This window comes from Phytohabitans flavus, assembly GCF_011764545.1.
GTDB classification, from domain to species: Bacteria; Actinomycetota; Actinomycetes; order Mycobacteriales; family Micromonosporaceae; genus Phytohabitans; species Phytohabitans flavus.
This window is the reverse complement of the sequence record NZ_AP022870.1, coordinates 7,007,258-7,030,262: the sequence shown is the minus strand read 5'-3', so window position 1 is coordinate 7,030,262 and position 23,005 is coordinate 7,007,258. Positions and strand designations below refer to the sequence as shown.

General features: G+C 71.1%; 20 protein-coding genes and 4 pseudogenes. 10 read left to right on the top strand and 14 right to left on the bottom strand.

Annotation, left to right across the window (positions count from 1 at the left end; genetic code table 11):
* The first annotated feature begins 77 nt into the window (after positions 1 to 77).
* Complete coding sequence (locus Pflav_RS30830) at positions 78 to 245, top strand: DUF3117 domain-containing protein (RefSeq protein WP_007455245.1); 168 nt, start codon at positions 78 to 80, stop codon at positions 243 to 245.
* A 120-nt stretch (positions 246 to 365) separates the two neighbouring features.
* Positions 366 to 1,862: a leucyl aminopeptidase family protein gene (locus Pflav_RS30825; protein WP_232072110.1), complete on the top strand. Its 1,497-nt coding sequence runs from the start codon at positions 366 to 368 to the stop codon at positions 1,860 to 1,862.
* Here the strand turns inward: Pflav_RS30825 and Pflav_RS30820 are convergent.
* Positions 1,836 to 2,414 carry an O-methyltransferase gene (locus tag Pflav_RS30820; protein WP_173042727.1) on the bottom strand — a complete coding sequence of 193 codons (579 nt, stop codon included), beginning with the start codon at positions 2,412 to 2,414 and terminating at the stop codon, positions 1,836 to 1,838. The genes Pflav_RS30825 and Pflav_RS30820 overlap by 27 nt on opposite strands.
* Positions 2,415 to 2,659: 245 nt before the next feature.
* Here Pflav_RS30820 and Pflav_RS30815 point away from each other — a divergent pair, with 245 nt between their 5' ends.
* Together Pflav_RS30815 and Pflav_RS30810 are read left to right on the top strand one after the other, a co-directional pair.
* Positions 2,660 to 3,955, top strand: a complete 1,296-nt coding sequence (locus Pflav_RS30815) for a S1C family serine protease (RefSeq protein WP_173040253.1) — start codon at positions 2,660 to 2,662, stop codon at positions 3,953 to 3,955.
* A 131-nt stretch (positions 3,956 to 4,086) separates the two neighbouring features.
* Positions 4,087 to 4,446, top strand: a pseudogene (locus tag Pflav_RS30810) (Sec-independent protein translocase family protein); the annotation flags it as partial.
* Between the two features lie 164 nt (positions 4,447 to 4,610).
* On the opposite strand, the pseudogene Pflav_RS30805 reads toward Pflav_RS30810, so the two are convergent.
* From Pflav_RS30805 to Pflav_RS30795, 3 genes and pseudogenes are all read right to left on the bottom strand, one after another.
* A pseudogene (locus Pflav_RS30805) lies at positions 4,611 to 5,751 on the bottom strand (Mrp/NBP35 family ATP-binding protein).
* 317 nt (positions 5,752 to 6,068) lie between these two features.
* Positions 6,069 to 6,560: a DUF1003 domain-containing protein gene (locus Pflav_RS30800; RefSeq protein ID WP_377310487.1), complete on the bottom strand. Its 492-nt coding sequence runs from the start codon at positions 6,558 to 6,560 to the stop codon at positions 6,069 to 6,071.
* A 52-nt stretch (positions 6,561 to 6,612) separates the two neighbouring features.
* Positions 6,613 to 7,873, bottom strand: a pseudogene (locus Pflav_RS30795) (magnesium transporter MgtE N-terminal domain-containing protein).
* Positions 7,874 to 7,905: 32 nt separating this feature from the next.
* On the opposite strand from Pflav_RS30795, the gene Pflav_RS30790 reads away from it, so the two are divergent.
* Positions 7,906 to 8,757 (top strand): PhzF family phenazine biosynthesis protein, encoded by an 852-nt coding sequence (locus Pflav_RS30790; RefSeq protein ID WP_173040249.1) that lies wholly within the window; start codon positions 7,906 to 7,908, stop codon positions 8,755 to 8,757.
* Between the two features lie 535 nt (positions 8,758 to 9,292).
* On the opposite strand, the gene Pflav_RS30785 is transcribed toward Pflav_RS30790, so the two are convergent.
* Both Pflav_RS30785 and Pflav_RS30780 read right to left on the bottom strand, forming a co-directional pair.
* Positions 9,293 to 9,781 (bottom strand): hypothetical protein, encoded by a 489-nt coding sequence (locus tag Pflav_RS30785; RefSeq protein WP_173040247.1) that lies wholly within the window; start codon positions 9,779 to 9,781, stop codon positions 9,293 to 9,295.
* 39 nt (positions 9,782 to 9,820) lie between these two features.
* Positions 9,821 to 10,522 carry an HAD family hydrolase gene (locus Pflav_RS30780; RefSeq protein WP_173040245.1) on the bottom strand — a complete coding sequence of 234 codons (702 nt, stop codon included), beginning with the start codon at positions 10,520 to 10,522 and terminating at the stop codon, positions 9,821 to 9,823.
* A gap of 166 nt (positions 10,523 to 10,688) precedes the next feature.
* Between Pflav_RS30780 and Pflav_RS30775 the strand changes: the two are divergent.
* A pseudogene (locus tag Pflav_RS30775) lies at positions 10,689 to 11,575 on the top strand (DMT family transporter).
* A 96-nt stretch (positions 11,576 to 11,671) separates the two neighbouring features.
* Positions 11,672 to 12,625, top strand: a complete 954-nt coding sequence (locus Pflav_RS30770; RefSeq protein WP_173040243.1) for an HpcH/HpaI aldolase/citrate lyase family protein — start codon at positions 11,672 to 11,674, stop codon at positions 12,623 to 12,625.
* 3 nt (positions 12,626 to 12,628) lie between these two features.
* Here the strand turns inward: Pflav_RS30770 and Pflav_RS30765 are convergent, their stop codons facing one another.
* The gene (locus tag Pflav_RS30765) at positions 12,629 to 13,045 is read right to left on the bottom strand and encodes a DUF4190 domain-containing protein (RefSeq protein ID WP_173040241.1); all 417 of its coding nucleotides are present in this window, start codon (positions 13,043 to 13,045) and stop codon (positions 12,629 to 12,631) included.
* Positions 13,046 to 13,150: 105 nt separating this feature from the next.
* Between Pflav_RS30765 and Pflav_RS30760 the strand changes: the two genes are divergently transcribed.
* Positions 13,151 to 13,945, top strand: coding sequence for an SDR family NAD(P)-dependent oxidoreductase (locus Pflav_RS30760; RefSeq protein WP_173040239.1), 795 nt, complete (start codon positions 13,151 to 13,153; stop codon positions 13,943 to 13,945).
* A 25-nt stretch (positions 13,946 to 13,970) separates the two neighbouring features.
* Here the strand turns inward: Pflav_RS30760 and Pflav_RS30755 are convergent, their stop codons facing one another.
* From Pflav_RS30755 to Pflav_RS30725, 7 genes are all read right to left on the bottom strand, one after another.
* Positions 13,971 to 14,543: a DUF4190 domain-containing protein gene (locus Pflav_RS30755; RefSeq protein WP_173040237.1), complete on the bottom strand. Its 573-nt coding sequence runs from the start codon at positions 14,541 to 14,543 to the stop codon at positions 13,971 to 13,973.
* Positions 14,544 to 14,617: 74 nt separating this feature from the next.
* Positions 14,618 to 15,241 carry an excalibur calcium-binding domain-containing protein gene (locus Pflav_RS44180; RefSeq protein WP_197938789.1) on the bottom strand — a complete coding sequence of 208 codons (624 nt, stop codon included), beginning with the start codon at positions 15,239 to 15,241 and terminating at the stop codon, positions 14,618 to 14,620.
* A gap of 76 nt (positions 15,242 to 15,317) precedes the next feature.
* On the bottom strand, positions 15,318 to 16,094 hold the full coding sequence (locus Pflav_RS30745; RefSeq protein ID WP_173040235.1) for a hypothetical protein: 777 nt from the start codon (positions 16,092 to 16,094) through the stop codon (positions 15,318 to 15,320).
* A gap of 105 nt (positions 16,095 to 16,199) precedes the next feature.
* A complete protein-coding gene (locus tag Pflav_RS30740) occupies positions 16,200 to 16,613 on the bottom strand; it encodes a CoA-binding protein (RefSeq protein ID WP_173040233.1) in 414 nt (137 codons plus the stop codon).
* A gap of 25 nt (positions 16,614 to 16,638) precedes the next feature.
* Positions 16,639 to 17,844, bottom strand: a complete 1,206-nt coding sequence (locus tag Pflav_RS30735; protein ID WP_173040231.1) for a hypothetical protein — start codon at positions 17,842 to 17,844, stop codon at positions 16,639 to 16,641.
* 18 nt (positions 17,845 to 17,862) lie between these two features.
* Positions 17,863 to 19,782 (bottom strand): intein-containing Rv2578c family radical SAM protein, encoded by a 1,920-nt coding sequence (locus tag Pflav_RS30730; RefSeq protein WP_173040229.1) that lies wholly within the window; start codon positions 19,780 to 19,782, stop codon positions 17,863 to 17,865.
* Positions 19,783 to 19,822: 40 nt separating this feature from the next.
* Positions 19,823 to 20,842, bottom strand: coding sequence for a LacI family DNA-binding transcriptional regulator (locus Pflav_RS30725; protein ID WP_173040228.1), 1,020 nt, complete (start codon positions 20,840 to 20,842; stop codon positions 19,823 to 19,825).
* Between the two features lie 216 nt (positions 20,843 to 21,058).
* On the opposite strand from Pflav_RS30725, the gene Pflav_RS30720 reads away from it, so the two are divergent.
* Together Pflav_RS30720 and Pflav_RS30715 are read left to right on the top strand one after the other, a co-directional pair.
* Positions 21,059 to 22,204 carry a Gfo/Idh/MocA family protein gene (locus Pflav_RS30720; protein WP_173040226.1) on the top strand — a complete coding sequence of 382 codons (1,146 nt, stop codon included), beginning with the start codon at positions 21,059 to 21,061 and terminating at the stop codon, positions 22,202 to 22,204.
* Positions 22,201 to 23,004 (top strand): sugar phosphate isomerase/epimerase family protein, encoded by an 804-nt coding sequence (locus tag Pflav_RS30715; protein ID WP_173040224.1) that lies wholly within the window; start codon positions 22,201 to 22,203, stop codon positions 23,002 to 23,004. The genes Pflav_RS30720 and Pflav_RS30715 overlap by 4 nt, the downstream gene beginning before the upstream one ends.
* Position 23,005: the final 1 nt, after the last annotated feature.

The window sequence follows — 23,005 nt, the reverse complement described above, 5'->3', positions numbered from 1 at the left end:
CCTGAGCGCGGTGACGCTGACGGAGTGGCTGTGGGGAGACCCACCGACCCTGGTGTAGAGGTCTGAGGGGAGACAAGATGGCGGCGATGAAGCCGCGGACGGGCGATGGTCCGCTTGAGGTCACCAAGGAGGGCCGGGGCATCGTGATGCGGGTTCCGCTGGAGGGTGGTGGCCGACTCGTCGTCGAGATGACTCCCGACGAGGCGAACGCGCTCGGTGACGCGTTGAAGGCCGCCGCCGGATAACTGATGTTTGCAGGGCCCACCTGGGGATCTCACAAGATCCACCGGGTGGGCTTTGTGACCCGCCGGCGCGGCGTCGTGGCCGTTCCGGCGGGTCTCTCTGTCGTAAACCTGGAGGTTTCCGTGATGGCCATCCGCGTCGCTGCCGTCCCTGGCGCCGCGCCCGCCGTCGCTCTGCCGGCGCTCGTGCAGGAGGGCGGGGTGGGGCTGCCGCCGACCGCCTACGACCTGCCGGAGGATGCCCGCGCCGAGGCGATGGAGCTGCTGGGCGACCTCGACGCCGAGGCGGGCGCGACATGCGTGCTGCGCCGGCCGCTGCGTACGCCGGGACGCCTCCTGCTGGTCCACGCGGGCAGCGGCGACGAGGCCGGCTGGAGGGTCGCCGGAGCCGCGGTGAGCAGGGCGTTCGAGGATGAGTCGTCGATCACGGTGGCCATGCCGGCCGATGTTTCGCCGGCAGCCGTTCGCGGGCTCGCGGAAGGGCTGTCGCTGGCGGCGTACCGGTTTTCGATGCGGGACGAGTCGGCGGCCGAGCGCGAGGTGACCGTGGTCGTCGACGACCCCGCGCGGTACGCCGAGGCCCTCGCCACCGCCCTCGCCACCGCGGACGCCACCCGCCTGGCCCGCGACCTCACCAACACTCCCTCGTCACTGAAGAACCCGGCATGGTTCGTCGACCAGGTGGTGGCCGCCGTTGACGGGCGGCCCGGCCTCAGCGTCACCGTGCGCGAGCCGGAGCAGCTCGCCGCGGAGGGCTTCGGCGGCATCCTGGCGGTCGGCGGCGGCTCGGCCAGCCCACCCCGTCTCGTCGAGCTCTCCTGGCGTCCCGAGCGGGCGCGGACGCACGTGGTGCTGGTCGGCAAGGGCATCACGTTCGACACCGGCGGCATTTCGATCAAGCCGGTCGACGGGATGAAACTCATGCGCAAGGACATGGGCGGCGCCGCGTCGATCGTCGCGGCCACGCTCGGTGCCGCGGCGCTGGATCTGCCGGTACGGGTCACCGCGCTCGCCCCGCTCGCGGAAAACCTGCTCAGCGGCTCGGCGTTCCGTCCGGGCGACGTGGTGCGGCACTACGGCGGGCTCACGAGCGAGACCACCAACTCCGACGCCGAGGGCCGGCTCGTGGTGGCCGACGCGCTGGCGTACGCCGTCGAGCGCCTCTCGCCCGACCTGCTCGTCGACCTGGCGACCCTGACCGGGGCGAATGCCGTGGCGCTGGGCAAGCGGACCGCGGCCCTCTACAGCGACAGCGACGAGCTCGCCGCCGATCTGATCGGTGCCGCCGCGGAGGCGGGCGAGCAGGCCTGGCGGATGCCGCTGGCGGCCGACTACGTCGAGTACCTCGGCAGCGACGTCGCCGACCTCTACAGCGCGCCCGACCGCGGGGCCGGCTCGGTGACCGCGGCGCTGTTCCTGCGCGAGTTCGTCGGCGACCGGCGCGAGCGCTGGGTGCACGTCGACATGTCGGCGCCGTCCTGGGCGGACAGCGCTGACGGGGTGCTGTCGAAAGGCGCCACCGGCTGGGGCGTGCGTACGCTGCTGCGCTGGCTCGCCGCGCTGCCCGCGGCACCGGAGGACGAGAAGGTCGGGTCAGGCGTGCTTGACGGCGGCGAGTAGGCCGTCGCCGGCCGGGATCAGCGCCGGGATCCACTCCTCGCTTTCCCGTACCGCCTTCACCACCTCGCGGATCGTCACGGTGTCGAGGTCGCGGGCGGCAGGGTCGCCGATCCGGCCACCGGCCAGCGCGCCGTTGAGCGCCAGCACACCTGCCGGGCGGAGCAGGCGGAGGGCGGCATCGACGCAGGCACCGTACTCGGCCGGGTCGGCATCCACAAAGATCATGTCGTAGGCGCCGTCGGCCAGCCGGGGGAGCACGTCGAGGGCCCGGCCGGTGATGATCCGGGTGCGCGAAGAGGCGAAGCCCGCCTCCTGGAAGATCCGCCGCGCGATGCGCTGGTGCTCGTTTTCCAGATCGATCGTGGTCAGCACCCCGTCTGACCGCATGCCGCGCAGCAGCCACACGCCGCTCACGCCCGTGCCGGTGCCGATCTCGACCACCGCGCGGGCCCCGCCGGCCGCCGCGAGCAGGCGCAAGGCCGCTCCCGAGCTGGGCGCGACCGGCTCCAGCCCCACCTCACGGGCGAGCGTGCGCGCGGTCTGCAGGACGATGTCCTCGGCAACGTACCCCTCGGCGAAGTGGAGCGCCTGGGCGGTCGTAAGGCCGTCGAAGCGTGCGACCGTGGCGATGGTGGACCTCCTGCTGCGGGGATGTCGGTCGGGGTATGCCGGGTGCCGGTCGGAGTAACAGCCTACGGGCCCGGGTATCGGAACGGGAGCCGGCGCATCCACTGAATGCTTCTGGGATATCCATGCCATCCTGGATGGACCGAAGTACCGACTGAGAGGCTGCGAACGTGACGGACGGCTGGCACTGGCACCAGCCCGACGGCACCGCGACGCCGGCGACTTCGCCGCCGTCGGCGAGGCCGCCGGTGACCCCTCACGATGCCGGTTCACCCTGGTGGTCCGACGCGCTCGGCGACCCGTGGCGAGATCCGCGGGCACCGGCCGCCGTGGTGCTGCCAACGCCGCCGAGCCCGGGCGCGGCGCCCGAGCCGGTCACCGACCCGGACGCGGTACCGCGGCGCGGGATGACGTCGGTGCTCTTCATCGCGATGTTCTCGGCGCTGCTGGCCGGCGCGCTCGGCGGTTCGCTCGGGTATGCCTTGGCGGTGCGCGGGGGCATCGGTGGCACCGTGCTTGGCGGTGACCCCGGCGAGGCACCCGCGGCCGCGCAGCGCCCGCCAGACTCGCTCGCTGGAGTGGCCGAGCGCGTGGCGCCCAGCGTCGTGACCGTGCGGGCGGCCACCAAAGGCGGGTCCAGCATCGGTTCCGGCTTCGTGGCAAGCGCCGATGGATATGTGATCACGAACGACCACGTGGTCGAGGGCGCGACCGGCGGCGCCACGGTGGTCTTCAACGACGGCTCGACCGCGTCCGGCTCGATCGTGGGGCACGACGCGGAATCGGACATCGCGGTCATCAAGGTGTCGCGGCCCAACCTCGTGCCGGTCGAGTTCGGCGACTCGGAGGCCATCGCGGTCGGCGACCCGGTGCTCGCGTTCGGCTCTCCGCTCGCGCTCGCCAACACGGTCACCGCTGGCATCGTCAGCGCGCTCGACCGCACCATCCAGTCCGGCGAGCCCGGCGGTCAGGTCCGCTACTACGCGGCCATCCAGACCGACGCCGCGGTCAACCAGGGCAACTCGGGCGGTCCGCTGGTCGACGGCGGCGGCCGGGTCGTGGGCGTCAACTCGGTGATCAAGTCGCTGGCGGTCGACGAGCAGCAGGCCGGCAACATCGGGCTCGCGTTCGCCATCCCGATCAACCAGGCAAAGCGGGTGGCACAGGACATCATCGACACCGGCAAAGCCCGCCGCACGGTCATCGGCGCCCAGGTCGACAGCAGTGGCCGCAACCCCGGTGGCGGCGCCCGGCTCGGCGCCGTCGACCCCGGCGGTCCAGCGGCTGCGGCTGGCATCCGTGCCGGCGACGTGATCACAAAGCTCGACGGGCGGCCAGTGGAGGAGGGTACCGACCTGATCGCCCTCGTCCGCAAGTATGCGCCGGGCGCCGTGGTGACGATCGAGTACCGCCGGGGAAACTCCAAGCAGACGGCGTCCGTCACCTTGGCGGCGGACGCGAAGTGAGCGAGCCCGCCAGCTGAACCGCCGGCTCAGGGATTGGCCACACGACGCTGGTCGCACCGCCAGACCGCCAGTAGGGTCATTCTTGGCCGGCGTGTGGGCTCTCTGCGCCGGCGCACGAGAGGGGTCCTGGCGTGTTCGAAAACCTCAACTGGTGGGAGATCGGCGCCCTCCTGCTGCTCGCCCTGCTCATCTTCGGCGACAAGCTGCCCAACGTGATCTCCGACGGCCTTCGCATGGTGCGCAATCTGCGCAACATGGCCCGAAACGCCACTGGTGACCTGAGCCGCGAGCTGGGCACCGACATCCAGCTCGAAGACCTGCACCCGAAGGCGTTCATCCGCAAGCACCTGCTCAGCGAGGAAGACGAAGAGAAGCTGCGCAAGCCGCTGCGGGGCATTTACGACACGGTCAAGTCCGACCTCAACGGCGTCAAGGACGAGATCAACGACGTGGCAGCGTCGGTCGACATCCACACCCCGGCCCCGCGCCCGCGCCCGCGACTACGCCGGCGACTCGGCCGCACAGGTTCGACATCGACGCGACCTGAGGCGGCCACCCCGGACCTCGGGCCTGCTTCAAGATCCTTGTCGGGCTGCGCCGGGCCCAGAAGCCGCCTGGACTCCGGCTCGCCTCGACAAACGTTATGAAACAGGCCCTAGCGGGACGGGCGCAGGCCGAGCGGCTTGCCGACCAGCGACTCACGGCGTAGAGCGAGGCGGTCGGCCACGTCCCGCAGCGCGACCGAGGCCGGCGCTTCCGGCGCCTCCAGCACGATCGGCCGGCCGGCGTCGCCCGCCTCCCGCACGCGGGTGTCCAACGGTATCTGACCCAGCAGTGGCACCTCGGCGCCCACCACGCGGGTGAGCGACTCGGCGACCGTGGCCCCCCGCCCGCGCCGAAGATCTCCATCCGCTCGCCGGTGGGCAGCTCCAGCCAGGACATATTCTCCACCACACCGACAAGGCGCTGGTGGGTCTGTAGCGCGATCGCGCCGGCCCGCTCGGCCACCTCGGCGGCCGCGGTCTGCGGGGTGGTCACCACCAGGATCTCGGCGTTGGGCAGCAGCTGAGCCAGCGAGATCGCCACGTCGCCGGTGCCCGGGGGAGGTCGAGCAGCAGCACGTCGAGGTCGCCCCAGTACACGTCGGCGAGGAACTGCTGAAGCGCCCGGTGCAGCATCGGCCCGCGCCACACGACCGCGGCGTTGCCGGCGGTGAACATGCCGATCGAGATGACCTTCACGCCGTGCGCCTGGGGCGGCATGATCATGTCTTCCACGCGGGTGGGCTTGCCGTCCGCGCCGAGCATGCGGGGCACCGAGTGCCCGTAGATGTCCGCGTCGACCACGCCGACCGAGAGGCCGCGGGCGGCCAGCGCGGCCGCCAGGTTGACCGTCACGCTGGACTTGCCGACGCCGCCCTTGCCGCTTGCCACCGCATACACCCGGGTGCGCGAGCCGGGCTGGGCGAACGGGATCACCGGCTCGGGCGTAGAACCGCCGCGCAGCCGGCTCTGTAGCTCCTGCCGCTGCTCCTGGCTCATCACACCGAAGTCGATCTCGACTGCGGTCACGCCCGGCACGGCGCTGACCGCGGCGGTGATGTCCGTCCGGAGCTTGTCGCGCAGCGGGCAGCCGGCGACCGTGAGCAGCAACTCGACCTTCACCGCGCCGGACGCGTCGACTGTGGCGGAGCGGACCATGCCGAGATCGGTGATCGGGCGGCGGATCTCCGGGTCGTCGACGGTGGCGAGAGCGGCCTGCACCGCTTCCTCGATTGTGCTTACCGGTGCGGACATGTACGCCATGCTACGTCGGTGCATACCCCTGAATCGCATGTATCGGCGGGCGGAGGCGTGCATTTTAAGTCACTCGCCGGTCCTGTGTGGTCTTTTTGGATATTGTCGGTTTCCGTCTGGACTCCGTACCCCCTGAGGTGCGACGATCGTTGTAGAACGCCGCGCGCCTAGCCCCTTGAGGCGCGCGGCGCCACCCTTTTCCAGGGCCTCCGTGTGTAGAACGCCGCGCGCCCAGCCACAGCGCTCTCAGTGCGGCGCGCGGCGCCACCCTTTCTGGACCGCTGCGCGGTGCCGCCCTTTCCAGGGCTGGCGGCCGCTCAGGGCTGGTCGCTGTCGACCTCGTCGTCGTAAGGCTCGGACGGGACCTTCTTCTTGGCCTTGCGAGCGCGTTTCTGCGATTCCGCGATCTCCTCGGTCAGCCGCTGTAGCTCCGACCGGACGAAGTCGCGCGTCGCCACCTCGCCGAGCGCGATCCGCAGCGCCGCGATCTCGCGTGTCAGGTACTCGGTGTCCGCCTTCTGCATCTCCGCTCGCCGCCGATCCTGCTCCAGGGCCACGCGGTCGCGGTCGGCCTGCCGGTTCTGCGCGAGCAGGATCAGCGGGGCCGCGTACGACGCCTGTAGCGAGAGCATCAGCGTCAGGAACGTGAACGTGTACGGGTCGAAGCGCAGACCAGCCGGGGCCAGCGCGTTCCAGCCGAGCCACAGCAGGATCACCACGGTCATGTAGACCAGGAACTTCGCCGTACCCATGTACCGGGCGATGCCCTCGGACAACTGCCCGAAGGCCTCCGGGTTGAAGCGCGGCATGCGGAACCGGCGCGGCTCGCGGGGCTGGTCCAGCCGGCCAGGGCGGGATGTGTCAGCCACCGGCACCTCCCGGAGCGGTGTCCCGGTCGCGCCAGTCCGGCGGCAGGGAGTGGTCGAGGACGTCGTCGACGGTGACCGCGCCGACAAGCCGGTTGGCGCCGTCGACCACAGGCAGCGCGACAAGATCGTACGTCGCCATCCGCCGGGTCACTTCCACCAGCGGCGTCTCCGGCCGGAGCGGGTCTATCCCGCTGTCCAGCACCCCGCCGAGGATCTCGGCCGGCGGCTCCCGCAGCAGCCGCTGAAAGTGGACGATGCCCAGGTACCGCCCGGTGGGCGTGGCCATCGGCGCCCGGGTCACGAAGACCTGCGCGGCCACGGCGGGCGGCAGCTGGGGCTCGCGGATGCGGGCCAGTGCCTCGGCCACCGTGCTGTCCGGCGTCAGGATCACCGGCTCCGACGTCATCACGCTGCCGGCCGTCCCCTTGTGGTACTTCATCAGCTGGCGGACCGGGTTGGCCTCCTCCGGCTCCATCAGCTCGAAGAGCACCTCCCTGCTCCGCGCGAGGTAGCTCGGCGAGCAGGTCGGCGGCGTCGTCCGGGTCCATCTCCTCCAGCACGTCCGCCGCCCGCTCGCGGTCGAGCCCGGCGAGGATCTCGACCTGGTCGTGTTCGGGCAGCTCACCCAGCACGTCGGCGAGGCGCTCGTCATCCAGCGCGGCGGCCACCTCGTTGCGCCGCCCGTCGGTCATGTCCTGGAGCGCGTTGGCCAGGTCGGCGGGGCGCATGCCCTCCAGAAGCGCGAGCAGGTTGGCGGTGCCCTGCGTGTCCGGTACCCCGATCAGGCCCCGGGCGCGCGCCCAGTCGACCTCCCGCAGGTGGCCGCGGCGGGCGAGGCGGCCTGCGTGCTGGCGTACCGCGACGCGGACGAGCGACCACTCACGCTGCCGGTTCGGCTCCATCGCCACGTCGACCACGACGCCCGGCACCTCGTCCGGCTCGACCGTGACCCGGCGGTCCAGGAGGTCTTCGAGGACCAGCAGCTCGTTGGGGCGCTTTTCGAAGCGGCGTAGGTTGAGCGTGCCGGTACCGAGCTCCACTGCGTCCGCGTGAATCGAGGTCACGCGTCCCATGGGCAGGAAGATCCGGCGGCGCAGCGGCATCTCCGCGACCAGGCCGACAGCCTGGGGCGGGCGGTTGGTCGTACGCAGCCGCACGACCGCGTCCCGGACCCGGCCGACCTGGTCGCCGCTTGGGTCGAACACGGGGAGCCCGGCGAGCCGGGCGACGTACACCCTGGTCGCCGTGGTCACCAGATCAGCGTAGTGCCATAGGCTGCGGAGGCATGTCGACCTTGGACTACCAGATCGTTGACGTCTTCACCGACCGGGCCTTCACCGGTAACCCCCTCGCGGTGGTCTTCGGCGCCCAGGCGCTCTCCACCGATCAACTCCAGGCGATTGCACGGGAGTTCAACCTCTCGGAAACCGTGTTCGTCCTGCCGCCCACCGACCCGGCCGCAGCCACGTACCGCGCGCGGATCTTCACGCCGAAGGTAGAGCTGCCGTTCGCCGGTCACCCCAGCGTTGGCGCCGCGGTCGTCCAGGCCGGCGGGCCGGGCCGGGTGATCCAGGAGTGCGGCGCCGGCCTGCTGCCGATCGAGGTGGCGGCGGACGGCCGGGCCACCCTCACCGGCGGCGTTCCGTCGGTCGGCCCTGAGATCGACCCCGCGCCCCTGCTCGCCGTCGCCGGGTTGGCCGCGGCGGACTTCGTCGGCCCGCCGCCGCGGATGGCCGGGTGCGGCATCGACTTCCCCTACCTGGCGGTGCACCCCGACGCGGTGGCCCGCGCGGTGCCCAACCACAGCGCGGCGGCCCGGGAGAGGGTCGACAGCGTGACGATCGTGGCGTGGGACGCGGCCACGAGCACCGCGCACGTGCGGATGTTCGCCCCCGGTGTCGGCGTCGCTGAGGATCCGGCCACGGGCTCGGCCGCGCTCGGCTTGGGCGTGTGGCTGGTGACGAGCGGGCTGCTGGCCGGCGAGGGCGAGTCGGCGTACTCCGTCCGGCAGGGCGCCGAGATCCACCGTCCGTCCATACTGGACTGTACGGTGACGGCGGCGGGCGGCGTGGCGGTGAAGGCCACCGTGACCGGCCAGGTGGTGCCGGTCGCGGATGGCCGGATCAACGTGCCGTGACTAGAGAGCTTTGGAGTCGCGGTGGCCTCGGCGTCTTGGTCGCGGATAAATATCCAAAATCAAGGAAGTCGAGCTACCGCGATGCCCGCGGTGGTCCAGACCGTCGCTCCCGCGGCCTCACCCTCCGCGGTTGGGCAAGCTCACCCCTGGGTCGTGGTCGGCCGACCGCGACCTTGGCTGCTAGGTCCGAGGTCCAAGCCCAACCTTTGGCCTGGCTCGGCGGTTGGGCGGGGGTCCATCCACGGCAGACATGCGCCCGAAGGGCGCTCGGTTTCCCCTTGATCGGCGCTACGACGGGACGGCGTCTGGCAGATCGTGGTACCTAGTTGCCCCTGGAGGGGCAGTTGGATACCACGATCTCTCGCGTACGCCAACGCGGACGTGGCAGCGGAGGTCGGGGATCTCGGCGAGCGCCAGCGAGCCGCCGGCCTGCGCGGTGCCCGCGGGAGCATACGGTCTGTGACTGACGCGGACCGGGGCGAATACCGATCTTAAGAAATCGAATGTGACCCCGACCCTGAAAGATCTCTCGACCCTAGCGTCGCGTGGCGCCCCGGACGCGGTGGAGGCGGAAGGGGCGCTTCGCGGGCCGCGCGGCGGGCGACTCGCGGGGCGGCGCCGCCTCCGACTCGTCCCCCGGCGGCTCCGGGTCGCCTGCGGGCGCCAGCCGGTTGACCGCGCACTCGGCGGCCCACCGCTCGGCGAGGGCGGTGGCCGGGCCGGGCGCGTTCAGCCGCTTGGTGGCGAGCTGGGGCGCCACGACGGTCCACTCCTCGCTGTGCGGCTCGACCCGCGTCACCTTGGCCGGCCAGGTCACGATCCGCCCGCCGTGGTCGCCGCGCAGGCTCACCCGCGCCTCCGCCGCGTCAGCGAGGCCGGGCGCGGCCTGCTCGCCGGGGCCGCTCACCACGTACAGCGCGTCGTCGATCGGCAGGCACCACAGCGCGCGGGCCGGCTCGCCGCCGACCGACACCCAGGCGACGGCCGCCTTCTTCAGCGCCTCCGTGACAAGTGGATCCGCCATGGAGGCATCATGCCTCAACCGGACTCCGTGGCGCCCGACTCAGCCGACCGAGACCGGCGCGCGGTCGACAATGCGTACCAGCTCCGACAGCGAGGTCACCACCGGCCCGGCCCAGTCAGGCTCGGCGTTGAAGACCAGGTGCTGGGAGAGATCGGGGGCGGCGAGCCGCACCGCGGTCATACCAACGCCGGCCGCGCCGGTCAGCTCGCGGCTGCCGCCGTCGCCGACGTACAGGCACTCGCTCGGCGGCACGCCCAGCCGTGCGCACGCCGCCAGGTAGATCGCCTCGTTCGGCTTGCAGTGTCCGATCTCGACGGAGTACACGCACGCGTCCAGCAGGCTGGCGACCGGCAGCGTGGGCATGATTTCTGGCAGCTCGTGCGTGCAGTCGCTCACCACCGCCGTACGCAGCCCGCGGAGGCGCAGCGCGCGGACCGTGGCCACCGCGTCGGAGCGCAGCGTGATGTCCGCGCGCACCGCCGCGAGCCGGGCGGCCAGCGCGGCGTGGAGCGCGCTTTGCGAGGGCCGGACCCCGACCTGCCCGGCCAGCCACCGCATCGTCTCCTCGGCGGTGCCGTGCCCGCCCTGGGCCCGGTCGTAGTACGAGCGGTCGAGCACCTCGACCAGCGTCTCCGGGTCGCAGCCGAGTGCGCGGGCGACAGCGGCGTGCGCCGGCCCTCGCCGCACCGACGAGGTCAAAGTGCCGAAAAAGTCGAAAATCACCGCACGATACACGGACACGGTGAATCAACCTCCAATGTGTCCTGTTGGCATTCCGGGGCACGGATCGGGCGAGCCTATCCGGATCAGGTCAGAGGAAGATGTCGCCACTGTTGGCGATCGCTCAACTGCAACAAGTTACGTGTGAGGATAAATCACCGTGCATCACCGCCTTGATCCCCTCACGATGGCGGCGGTCGGACTGGCGGTGGCCTCCGTGTCGTCGTCGGCGCCCCTGATCGCGTACGCGGCCGCTCCCGCCCTGGCCATCGCCTTCTGGCGTACCTTCCTCGCGGCCGGTGTGCTTGGCCCGTTCGCGCTGGTACGCCGCCGTGCCGAGCTGCGGGACATGGTCACCGGCGACCGCCGTCGCGAAGCCCGGTACAGCGTGCTGGCCGGCCTCGCACTCGCGGTCCACTTCGCCACCTGGATGCCGAGCGCCCAGCTCACCTCGGTGGCCACCGCGACCGCGCTGGTCGCCACCCAGCCGGTGTGGCAGGGCCTGCTCGCGCTCGCCCAGGGGCGGCGGCTGCGCCCGGTCATGTGGCTCGGGATCGGCATCGCGGTCGCCGGCGCGGTACTCGCCACCGGCGCCGACCTCGGCACCTCCAGCCGGGCGATCGTCGGCGACCTGCTGGCGCTGGCCGGGGGATGGCGGCCGCCGTGTACACCGGGCTCGGCGAGCGGGCCCGCGCCGCACTGAGCACCACCTCGTACACCCTTGTCTGCTACTCGGTCTGCGCCGCGGTGCTGCTGGTGGTCTGCCTCGTCGGCGGGGTCCGGCTGGGCGGGTACGAGCAGAGCACCTGGCTCGCCATCCTCGGCATCGTGGCGGGCGCCCAGCTGCTGGGGCACTCGATGTTCAACTACGCGCTGCACAAGATCTCCGCGACGACGGTCAGCATGCTGATTCTGCTCGAGGTGCCCGGCTCGGCGGTGATCGCCTGGCTCTGGCTCGGGCAGGTCCCGCCCGCCGCCGCGTACCCCGGACTGGCCCTGCTCGTCGTGGGCGTCGCCGTGGTCGTGCTCGGTAGCACGCGGGCGCTCCGCCGCCCGCCGGAGCCCGTGGTCTGACCGGCAGTGAGATCATCCACAGGTTGGTTCTCGCCGGTCCGAGGCCGGCATTACCGTTGCCTATCCCAGCGCCTGATCGATCGCTAAGGAGCCCCGATGGTCGCAGCCGGACGCCCGCGCCGCTCCTGCCTGGCTGTCCCCGGGTCGAGCCTGAAGATGCTGGACAAGGCCCGTGGTCTGCCGGCTGATCAGGTGTTCCTCGATCTGGAGGACGCGGTGGCCCCGCTGGCGAAGCCGGCCGCTCGTAAGAACGTCGTGGCGGCGCTCAAAGAGGGCGGCTGGGGTGGCAAGACCCGGGTGGTGCGGGTCAACGACCTGACGACGCCGTGGACGTATCGGGACGTGGTCGAGGTGGTCGAGGGTGCCGGTGCCGGCCTTGACTGTGTGATGTTGCCGAAGGTGCAGTCGGCGTCGCATGTGGAGTGGTTGGACCTGACGTTGACCCAGATCGAGAAGGCGCTCGGTCTGGAGGTGGGCCGCATTGGTATCGAGGCGCAGATCGAGAATGCGGCTGGTCTGGTCAATGTGGACGCGATCGCGGGCGCGTCGCCGCGGGTGGAGACGATCATCTTCGGTCCGGCCGATTTCATGGCGAGTATCAACATGCGGTCGCTGGCGGTCGGTGCGCTGATCCCGGAGTATCCGGGTGACCCGTATCACTACATTTTGATGCGGCTGTTGATGGCCGCTCGGATGCATGACAAGCAGGCGATCGACGGGCCGTTCCTGCAGATCCGGGATGTGGACGGTTTTCGTGAGGTGGCGCGGCGGTCGGCGGCGCTCGGCTTCGACGGCAAGTGGGTGTTGCATCCGGGGCAGATCGAGGCGGCCAACGAGGTGTATTCGCCGGCTCAGGAGGACTACGACCACGCCGAGTTGATCCTGGACGCGTATGAGCACTACACGTCGGAGGCGGGTGGGCGGCGAGGCGCGGTGATGCTCGGTGACGAGATGATCGACGAGGCGTCACGCAAGATGGCGCTGGTCATCGCCGCCAAGGGCCGCGCCGCGGGCATGCGGCGTACGAGCACCTTCTCGCCGGAGGGTTGAGCGTCAGTACGTCGAGCTTGTCTCGGCGTTGACCGCGATGACGATGATCACGACGTAGAAGGCGATGACCAGGGCCAGCAGGCCGGTCAGGATCCAGCCGACGATGATGCCGGCCAGCGCCAAGCCCTCGCCACCCTCGCCCCGCTCCCGGATCTGCCGCCGCGCAATGTGGCCGAGGATCGCGCCAACCGGCGCGCTGATGCAGGTCGCGAGGCCGGCGAGCGAGCAGACCAGCGAGGCGATCGCCAAGCCGTTGGTAGCTCGCTGGGGCGGAGGGTACCCGTAGCCGGGGTACATCGGTGCCGCGTAGCCCTGCGGGATCGGCTCACCGCTGACCGGGTAGCCCGGGTAGCCCGCGTCCTGCTTGCCCTGCTGCGGCCAGGAAGGGTCGCTCCAGTTGCCCGGCTGCTGGTACGTCATCACGATCTCCGTGGTAGGGGTCGGCCGTCAGGGTAGCTGTCCCGGGCCACTCGATGGGTACCCCCGTCGTTGCCCACACCGCGCGGACCGGGCAGGATCGCGGGCATGGACGACGACGCGACCCCCGCGCCCGACTACGGCACGCTCCGCCTCGACGGCAAGGTGGCGCTTGTCACCGGCGCCGGCAGTCCCGACGGTATCGGGTACGCGACCGCCCGCCGGCTCGTCGACCTCGGCGCGCGGGTGGCGATCGTGTCCACCACGCGTCGCATCCACGAGCGCGCGTCGGAGTTGGGTGCCACCGGATTCGTCGCCGACCTGACCGACGAGTCCGAGGTGGGCGCGTTGGCCGACGCGATCGCCGAGCAGCTTGGCGACGTCGAGGTGCTGGTCAACAACGCCGGCCTCGCCAGCCGTACCAGCCCGGAGGTGCTGCGGCCGGTCGCGCAGCTCACGTTCGACGAGTGGCGGGCCGAGATCGACCGAAACCTCACCACGGCGTTCCTGTGCAGCCGGGCGTTCATCGGCGGCATGGCTGAGCGCGGGTGGGGGCGCATCGTCAACCTCGCCGCCACCGCCGGCCCGATCAACGCGCTGCCCACCGAGGCGGCGTACGCGGCGGCCAAGGCCGGTGTGGTCGGCCTCACCCGAGCCCTGGCCATGGAGATGGTCGCCGACGGCGTGACGGTCAACGCGGTCGCGCCCGGGACGATCTACACCGCGGCGTCCACTGTGGCCGAACTCAAGCAGGGCCTGGGCACGCCGATCGGCCGGCCGGGCACGCCGGACGAGGTGGCGGCCGCGATCACGTTCCTCTGCTCGCCGGCCGCGTCGTACATCACCGGGCAGATGCTCGTCGTCGACGGAGGCAACAGCGTGCGCGAGGCGCAGTTCCGGTAGGCCCGGAGCCCGCGCCCCGGCTCAGCTAGTACGTGGAGCTGCTGCCGCCGCTGGCCATCGCGGCGACGATGACGAAGCAGCAACTGAGCACGGACAGCCCGGTGAAGATGTAGCCGAGCACGAGGCCTGCGGTGGCCAGCCCGCCGCCCTGCTCACCGCGCTCCTTGATCTGCTTCTTGGAAATGTGGCCGAGCACGATGCCCACCGGCGGGAAGACGAACGCGAACACAAGCGACAGGATCGCCATCACGTTCATGCTGCTCGACTGCGGAGTGCCGTAGCCGGAAGCGGGGTACTGGGAGGTGCCATAGCCCTGCGCGCCGTACTGCGGCGTGCTGTACTGCCCGCCATAGGGCTGGCCTCCGTAGGGCTGGCTCCCGTACTCCTGGCCCTGGTACGGCTGGCCTGTGTAAGGCGGACCGCTGTAGGGCGCGGAGGGCGAACCGGGCTGGCCACCGTAGGACGGACCGGGCGACCCAGGCTGGCTGCCGTACGGGGCGGCCGGCGACCCGGACTGCGGCGTGCCATACGGGTCCGAATACGGCTGCTGCGGCTGGTTGGGGTCGTAAGGCTGCTGCGGCTGGTACGGGTCGGTCATTTCTATTGCCTCCTTGTCCCCCCGGCACGGTACTAGGCCCGGTGAACCTTTTCACACACGTGACCGTTCGGGAGTCAGCCCTTGTCCTTCTTGTCTTTCTCGTCGCAGGCGATGCCGTTGCCGTCCTTGTCGAGCCTCGTGGAGTAGCCGGGGTCGCCGGGGTGGAGCGGCGCGGCGCCGGCCCTGCGGGCCTTGTTGCAGTTCTGGTAGTACACCGTCGGGCTCGGCGCCGGTCCGGTCGGACTTGCCGCCTCGCCGCCTACTCCCGCCGCGTGCTTGGTCGTGCCGGTCTGGTGATGCCTCGTGGTGCCCGCGGGCGAGCCGGACTTGCCCGCGGCCGGCTGCGCGTGCTCGGCCGGCACACCGCGGCCGGTCGGCGGCAGCGGATGGTGCTCCGGCTCGGGCACCTCGCGCGCGGGCGCGTTCGGCACGTGCGCCATCGGCGCCGGGCTGGCGAGCACCACCCCGATGAACGCGGTGCCGAACGCGATCGCCGCGAGCAGCGCCACCACGAACAGCACGAAGCGCCGCCGGTTTGCCGACTTCGCCACCTTGCTGGTCGGGCCCGGTACCGGCGCCGGGTCGGACACCGGTCGCCCCTTGCGCAGCGGCCGGTAGTGCACGGACCCCTGGTTGGCCCGGCCGTAGACGACCACACGCCGCTGCTGCGACGGCTCGTCTGGGGCCGGGTACGTCACCCGAAGAGTTTTACATGTACGAACGGCACAGATGAGAGCCGATGCGCCATTCTGCAGTCGGAAATCCGGCCGATGCTCAGAAGTCCAGCGAAGCGATCAGTCGGTCAAGCTCGTTGCGGGTGCCTATGTCGGCCCGGTGCTGCGGGTTGTCGACGTAGTGTCGGATCGCGCCGGCGAGGAAAGCGGCGTCGACGGCGAGCCAGCGGTGCAGGATGCGCACCACGTACGCGCCGTAATCCGGTTGCTGCCGACGCACGAGTATCGAGATCTGCCGGGGCTTTTCCACCGGTGCCGGCGGCCCACTCGCGAGCACCGCCTCCCACTCGACGAAGCGGGTGCGCACGGTCCGCACGAGCAGCCCGCCCGGCCGCAGCTCCACTCGCGGACCGCGGAAGAGGGTCCAGCCCGCCACCGCGAAGATCAACGCGACGGTCACCACCGTCTGCGCCCAGCCGGCCGCGGAGATGCTCACGTCGCCGTCCGGCGCGCGGTCGGTCGCCAACCCGTTGCCGGCCAGGAACATCAGCATGATGACGAACGGCCCCACCATCCACGGCGACGTCGGCGTCACGAACGCCGGGTGCCCGCGGTCCGGGCCGATCAGCAGCGTCCGCGGGGCCGGTCGCGGTCGTGGGCACAGGCGGTTGAAAGCAAGCAGGGGTACGGCCAGCGCCGTCACCGCGCCGGCCGCGTAGACCGCGAACGCCGGCACGAAGCTCAGTCGCCAGGACATCGGCTCGATGCCGAACTCCACCACCACGCGCAGGGCGAACGCGCCCAGGCCCAGCAGCAACGCCGTGGCCTGCACGTTGCTCACGCCGGTGGTGAGGTCCTCCCGGACGTGTCGGGTCACGAGATCTCCGGACCGGGGGAGGGTTGTGCCGGGGAGGTCATGCTTCGCAGGGTAGGAAAACCTCTCGTCCCGCGCGAGTCCGGTTTTGTGCGACGCCGGCACGGCTCAGGCGGCCGGAAGGCGGGTGAGCTGGCCCAGCGCGCGCTCGACCGCGAGGCAACGATTTTCCACGTAGTCGATGCCCGCCTCGGTCGCGATGCGGCGGGCCTCGGCCGAGACGATGTCGAGCTGTAGCCAGACCGCGGGCGCCCCGATCGCGACCGCCTGGCGCACGACGTCGACCGCGTCCTCGGCCGGGCGGAACACGTCGACGAGGTCGACCTTCCCTGGGATGTCGGCGAGCCTCCGGTAGACCTTCTCGCCGAACAGTTCGTCCGCGTACGGGTTGACGGGGATGATCCGCCAGCCGTGGCGCCGCATCTGCAACGGCACGGTGTGTGCCGGCTTTTCGGGGTGGCGGGACGCGCCGACCACCGCGATGACCGCGGACTCCGCCAGGATCTGCTGAGCGCTTCGCACGTTTGTGACGATAGCTCGATTTCGATCACGCATTCCGGTACACCCCGCGGGACCGGTCGAGGAGGTCGGCGGCCAGCGCGTGGAGCGGGTGGTCCGTCGGCACGGTGCGCTGGATGCTCTGCGCGATCTCGGTCGCCGCCGCGTTGTCCGCCTCGTCGCCGAGCCGCTCGTACCGCGCGAGGTGGGTGACGCCGACGTCGAAGATGCGCTCGAGATAGTCCATGTGGTCCGGCGGCGTCGCCTCCACCGCCGCGTGCGCCGTACGCATCGCCGAGGCAAGGTCGGGGAACTCGTTCGTGGCCTCGTACCGGGCCCGGTACGCCTGGTGCAGCCCGCTGAGCCGGGTGCCCCGACCCGGGTCGTCCGGTGTGGTCGTGTCCACCGCTGTCTGGAGCTCCGCCACCGCGGCGTCGAGCTCGGCGAGGTCCTGCGACACGTACGCGTACCGCAGAAGCCTGGTCTGCCCGAGGTTGGACAGGTACATCGGGCGGTCCTCGTGGTCGGCACCTGCGGCGGCCAGCGCCTTCTCGTACGACTGGATCGCCGCGTCCACGTCGGTCACGTCCATGGTGGACAGGAACCGCGCCTGGAGGAAGCCGCCGAACGTGCTGAGCCGGTTGGTGTACTTCGGGTCGTATCTCGCTGTCTCTCCGAGCACCGCCCGCGCCGTCGTGATCGCGTCGGTGAGATCCGCCACGTCACCCGTGCGGACGAAGCGCAGGTGGTGGGCCTCGGCGAGGTTCATCCGGAACGCCAGGCTCTCCGACCAGTCACGGCACTCGCGGATCGCGTGCCGGGTGGCGGTGATGACCGCGTCGATGTCGTCGAGCGGTGACCCGGAGAACGAGAAGACCGCGATCCGCTGGGGGTTGAGCCGCAGCGGCTGCCTGGGCACCTCGGTCAGCTTGCGCACCTGCGTGGCCAGGTCGGGAACCCACTCGTACACCGGACCCAGCAGCGAGTCGGCCTGCTCCCGGTCGGCGCCGTCCGGCCGGGCGACATCGCGGGCATGATGCAGGAGTCCGGCCGCGTGATAGGCGTGGATCCAGGGCAGTGCGCCGTCCGCCCGGGCGTCGTGGGTCTCTTCGGTCACCGTCAGCAGTGCCTGCGCGTCGCGCACGCCCGCCGGGTCCAGCACGTCTTCTACGTCGCCGCTGTTCACATACCGATTGACTCGGGCCCGCACCGCGGCGAGGAGCTCATCCGGCGGGAGCACAGCCAAGTAGAGCATCCCTCCGCCACCGGTTGGCTACAGCAGGGTTAACTGCTCTGGCTCCGGCGGCTGTGGTGGCGGCTCGGTTTGGCGGGCCTCGCCGGGCTCGGTGCGATCGAGGCCGTGCCGCCGGGCGGCCATGCGCACCCGGGCGGTCACCTCGCGCTGGTACTCCTTCGGCAGGTATGAACCCCGCCCGTACAGCCGGCGGTAGTGCGGGGCCAGCGCCGGAAACTCGCGGGTCAGCCACGACGCGTACCACTCTCGGGCGCCGGGTCGCAGGTGCAGCGGGATCGGCGTGACGCTGGCCGCCCCGGAGGCGGCTATCGCCGTGACCGTGGCCTCGATCGACTCCTCGGTGTCGGTGAGGCCGGGCAGGATCGGCGCCATCAGCACACTCACCCGGAAGCCGGCGTCGGTCAGCGCGCGCACCGCGTCGAGCCGCCGCCGAGGGCTGGGGGTACCGGACTCCACTGACCGCCACATCCGCTCGTCGACGAAGCCCACCGACATCGCCACGCCCACCTGCGTCACCTCGGCCGCCTGCCGGAGCAGTGGCAGGTCGCGCAGGATCAGCGTGCCCTTTGTGAGGATCGAGAACGGGTTGGCGAAGTCGCGCAGCGCCGACAGGATCCGCGGCATCAGCCGGTATCGCCCCTCGGCCCGCTGGTACGGGTCGACGTTGGTGCCCATCGCGATGTGCTCGCCCCGCCACTTGGGCGCGGCCAGCTCGCGCCGCACGAGCTCGCCCGCGTTGACCTTGACGACGACCTTGGTGTCGAAGTCGTGCCCGGCATCGAGGTCCAGGTAGGTGTGCGTGCCGCGGGCGAAGCAGTTGTGGCTTACCACGCCGTTGGCGATGAAGTCGGCGGTGCCGGTGGTGATGTCGTACAGCGGCAGGTCGACGCCGAGCGGCTCGATCGAGACGACGCGGAGCCGGGCGTCCGACCCGACGGTCCGGCCGGAGATCGAGCGCTTGCGGCTGATCGCCGGATCCGCGAGGTGGTAGAAGCGCATGTGCTCGGTCAGGCCACCGCGCAGCCGCACCGCGGCGTGGGAGCTTTCCAGCCACGCGTCGAACCCGAACCGGCGCAGCGCCGCGGCGATCTGGTCGAGGATCTCCGTGTCGTTACTGCGGATCCACAGGTCACGGCCGTCGCGGCTGCCATCGGAGTCGAAGACGCCGGCGAGGAAGCCCTTGCACCAGTCGTCGCTGACCCGATCGGGCCAGCGGATCAGGTCGCGGATCGCGTCGATGGTCGCGGCGCCGAAACCGGCCAGGTAGTCCAGCGAGCGGTCGACCGCCTCCGGCGCATACGTGGCGAGGTGCGCGTCGCCCCGGATCATGCCGCTCAGGTAACCGCGCCGGTAGTCGGCCGAGTCCTTGGGACCCTCGGCGAACTGCCCAGTGCCCATGAACTGGTCGCCGGCGGCCAGCCCCGGCCCGCGCGGGCCCTCCGCCACCTGCCGCCAGCCGCGCTCACTCAGGAAGCGGTGGTCGCCGCTCGCGATCAGCTGGGTGCCGTCGGCGAGCGTCACGCGATACGCCGGCTTTGTGGTGCTCCAATGGGCGAGAACGGTCGTGACCGTGTAACGCCGGGACGTACCGACCGGAACCGTGCCGTAGATCGCGTCGCCGACCTTGAGGTCACGAAGTGCCCGGGTGGAGCCGTCCGCCATCAGGATCGGCGTGTCGCCGGCCAGGCAGTAGCTGCACGCGTGGCTGCACCCGCGATACGGGTTGACGGTCCACATGAACGACATGCGGGACGAGGCGGGAACCCGGTTGATGATGCTCTTGGCTTGCACCTCGTAGAACGTCATGCCGGCGAAGCCCGGTGTGTCGAACGTGCGGGCCACCGCTCCGGGCAGCGCCAGCGGCAGGGGTGGAGCCGCTGGCGCTGGCCCATCCGGGACCTCCCCGTCGGGGGGAGCCGACAGGTTGTCCCAGCGCATGCAGCCTATTCGAACATGTGTACGAGCAGAACGCAAGCAGCTACGCCGGCGCGCCGGTGCTGTCCCGCCGGACCAGCTCGGCGCCCACCTGCTCGATCCGGGGCGCCACGCGATCGGCCGGCTCCTCCAGGGCGAGGGTCATCGCCCGGGCGCCCATGTCTACAAGCGGCAGCCGTACGGTGGTCAGCGCCGGCGTCACGTCGCGGGCGATCGGCATGTCGTCGAAGCCGATGACGCTGACCCGCTCCGGCACCGCGATGCCGCGGGAGCGGAGCAGTGACAGCGCGCCGATCGCCATCGAGTCGTTGAGCGCGGCGAGCGCGGTGAGGCTGGGCTCGGCGTCCAGGAGTGTGGCGGCCGCGTCGGCGCCGCTGGTGCGGTCGAAGTCGGCGTACGCCACGCAGGAGGCGGGCAGCTTGCGACCGTACTCCCGGGCCGCTCGGCGCAGGCCGGCGAGCCGGTCGGTGGTGGTGGTGAGCTGCTTCGGCCCGGCGATCACGCCGATCTGCTCGTGGCCGAGCTCGTACAGGTGGCTGGCGAGCAGGTAGCCACCCATCTCGTTGTCCGGCACCACCGCGTCGCCGGCGTGCTCGTGCCGCCCGATCACGGCGACCCGGCCGCCCGTGCTCTCGTACACCCGGAGCTTGCCGTCGAGCGCCTTCGTGAACTCCTCGTCGTGGTAGCCGGAGCCGGCCAGCACGATCGCGGCGACCTGGTGGGCGCGGAGCAGCTCGACGTACTCAAGCTCCTTGACCGGGTCGCGGTAGCTGTTGCAGATGATCACCAGGCGGCCGTGCGCGGTGGCGACCCGCTGGAGGCCCCGGGTGATCTCCGCGAAGTACGGGTCGGAGACGTCGTGGACGATCACGCCGATCGCCGTACGGTGCGAGCGGGCCAGGAGCTGGGCGTGCGCGTTCGGCACGTACTGGAGCTCCTCGACGGCGGCCAGCACCCGCTCGCGGAGCGCGTCGGTGACCGGCTTGGGGCTGCCGTTGATGATCCGTGACGCGGTGGCCGGCGATACGCCCGCGCGCCGCGCGACATCGGCCAGCGTCGCCATCCGAACCCTCCGACTCACGCACACGAGCACCGGTCGCCCGAAGGCCGCCTGGACCTCGCCTTGCTCCACCGAGATCCAGGAGGCAGGCTCCAGGGCCACTTGCCGATTGAGAATACCGTGGACCTGCCCATATGTAGGAAAGGCCTTGCAGCGCAACGGGGATCGCCAGTACGGTGATCGAGGAAAGCGCTTACCTCGCTACGATTGGACCTCCGCATGGCCCGCAGGACGATCGGCATCGCGCTCAACGGCGTGACCGGCCGGATGGGATATCGGCAGCATCTGGTGCGGTCGCTGCTCGCGATCCGCGAGCAGGGCGGGCTGCCGCTGCGCGACGGCACACGGTTGTGGCCGGAGCCGGTGCTCGTCGGCCGGAGTGAGGCAAAGCTCCGCGAGATCGCCGATCGGCACGGCCTCACCGACTGGACCACCGACCTGACGGCCGCGCTGGCCCGCCCGGACGTCGAGGTCTACTTCGACTCCCAGGTGACCGCCCAGCGGGAAAAGGCACTGCGCGCCGCGATCGACGCGGGCAAGCACATCTACACCGAGAAGCCGATCGCCGAAGACCTGGCCACCGCCGTCGACATGGCCCGTCTCGCCGATGCCGCGGGCATCAAGCACGGCGTCGTGCAGGACAAGCTCTTCCTGCCTGGCCTGCGCAAGCTGGCCCGCCTCGTCGAGGGCGGCTTCTTCGGGCGCATCCTGTCGGTGCGCGGCGAGTTCGGCTACTGGGTCTTCGAGGGCGACTGGCAGGCCGCCCAGCGTCCCTCGTGGAACTACCGGGCCGCGGACGGCGGCGGCATCACAGTGGACATGTTCCCGCACTGGCACTACGTGCTGGAGCAGATCTTCGGCACCGTCAAGGCGGTGACCGCACACGTCACCAACCACATCGACCGCCGCTGGGACGAGGCCGGCGTGGGCTACGACGCGACGGCCGACGACGCGGCGTACGGGATCTTCGAGATCGAGGGCGGCATCGTCGCGCAGATCAACTCCTCGTGGGCCGTCCGGGTCTACCGCGACGAGCTGGTGGAGTTCCAGGTGGACGGCACCGAGGGGAGTGCCGTCGCCGGTCTGCGCAACTGCCGCGTCCAGCACCGCGCCACCACCCCCAAGCCGGTGTGGAACCCTGACCTGCCGGCCACCGAGGACTTCCGCTCGCAGTGGCAGGTCGTGCCGGACAACGAGGAGTTCGACAACGGCTTCAAGGCGCAGTGGGAGCTCTTCCTGCGGCACGTGGTCGAGGACGCGCCGTACACCTGGGATCTTTGGGCCGGCGCCCGCGGCGTCCAGCTCGCCGAGCTCGGTCTGCGGTCCGCGCGAGAGGGCCGCCGCATGGAGATTCCCGAGCTGTGACGCGCTTTTCGTTCAACCAGGCGACGGCCAACCGGTGGCCGATCCCGGACCTCGTCGCCGGCTGTGTCGAGGCCGGCGTCACGCGGGTGGGGCTGTGGCGCGGGCAGGTCGCGGAGTTTGGCCTGGAGAAGACCGCGGCGCTCGTGAAAGACGCCGGGATCGAGGTCACCTCACTGTGCCGCGGGGGTTTCTTCGACAACCCGCAGTGGTACGAGGAGAATCGTCGCGCCGTGGAAGAGGCGCAGGTGCTCGGGGCGCCGGTACTCGTGCTTGTCTCAGGCGGGCTGCCGCCCGGTAGCCGCGATATCGACGCGGCCCGCAGTCACATCGGCGAGTCGATCGGTCGCCTTGTGCCGGCCACTGTGGAGGCGGGCGTCCAGCTGGCGATCGAGCCACTGCACCCGATGTTCGCCTCGGACCGGTGCGTGGTCTCCACCCTCGGCCAGGCGCTCGACCTCGCCGCGCCGTACCCGGCCGAGGCGGTCGGCGTGGTCGTCGACACCTACCACGTGTGGTGGGACGACTCGGTCTGGGCGCAGATCGCGCGGGCCGGCCGGGAGCGGCGGATCGCCAGCTTCCAGGCCGCCGACTGGATCACCCCGCTGCCCGAGGGCGTGCTGCTGGGGCGAGGGCTGCCGGGGGAGGGCTGCATCGAGCTGCGGCGCTTCCGCGAGGCGGTCGACGCGGCGGGCTACACCGGGCCGGTCGAGGTGGAGGTCTTCCACGCCGACCTGTGGGCCCGCCCGGGCGCGGAGATTCTGGCGGACACGATCGCGGCGTACGAGGCCCACGTGGCCTGAG